Origin of the sequence: Mesorhizobium sp. GbtcB19, from assembly GCF_019091085.1 — a bacterium.
Classification (GTDB): Bacteria; Pseudomonadota; Alphaproteobacteria; order Rhizobiales; family Rhizobiaceae; genus Mesorhizobium.
Map to the genome: position 1 here is coordinate 1 of NZ_JAGXJY010000075.1, position 921 is coordinate 921.

2 protein-coding genes are annotated in these 921 nt (G+C 29.1%); both read left to right on the forward strand.

All coding sequences use genetic code 11. The features are described from left to right. Nucleotides 1-212 (forward strand): hypothetical protein (locus KVT37_RS31635; protein WP_217578936.1); only part of this gene is annotated, 212 nt, incomplete at its 5' end. Next, nucleotides 199-921, forward strand: a 723-nt coding sequence (locus KVT37_RS31640; RefSeq protein WP_217578937.1) for a glycosyltransferase, incomplete at its 3' end; no start/stop codon positions are given. The genes KVT37_RS31635 and KVT37_RS31640, both read left to right, overlap by 14 nt.

The following is a 921-nucleotide window of genomic DNA, read 5'->3' on the forward strand; positions in this document are numbered from 1 at the left end:
TGGTAAAATATTTAGGGAATATGTATACTGAAACGGAAATTAAATTTGCAAGTTTAAATTATTTTAAAGATAGTGTCAATATTTTTAAGGTAGATTACTCTTTATATGAAAATCATATTTTAATGGGACCTTGGTCCAATGATTCCAAATATAATAAAGAATTTATTAAATTATATAATCAATGGAAGGAGGTAAACTATGGAGAAGCCTAAAATTAGTATAGTTGTAGCGGCGTATAATGTTGAGGGTTATATTGAAAAGTGTTTGGAAAGTCTTATTGCGCAGAGTATTAAGGAAATTGAAATATTAGTTATAAATGATGGTTCACGTGACAATACAGTAAATATCGCTAATGAGTTTACAAAGCGTGATAAACGTGTACGAGTAATTTCTCAAGAAAATGGTGGCTTAAGTGCTGCAAGAAATACGGGAATTAATCATGCTAGTGGGGAATTTATAGCATTTGTAGATGGTGATGACTATTTAGATAAATCTATGTATGAGAATTTATATAAAAAAATCATTCCAGGTAATATTGACCTGGTAGTTTGCGGTTTTAAAAAGATCTGGTTAGATGAGGGTGCGAGTAAGCTACGGGAGAAAGAATATTATTTTAACAAAGATCTATTGAATGGTGATGTCCTAGAGAATTTTCTTTGTAAACATGATGAGCCTTTTGTTGTAGCTTGGAACAAGTTATATAGAACAGAAATAATTAAAGAAAATGAATTATATTTTGAAAATCGTGCTTTTTTTGAAGATGTAGGTTTTATGCCGAGATATTTATATTTTTGTAATAGTATAGAAGTAGTAAATGAAGCTTTGTATTATTATATCCAGAGGGAAGGATCAATAACTCGAAGTTATAATCCGATCATTGATGAATCTCTAGTAAATACAATGAATGTATTAAAAACATTT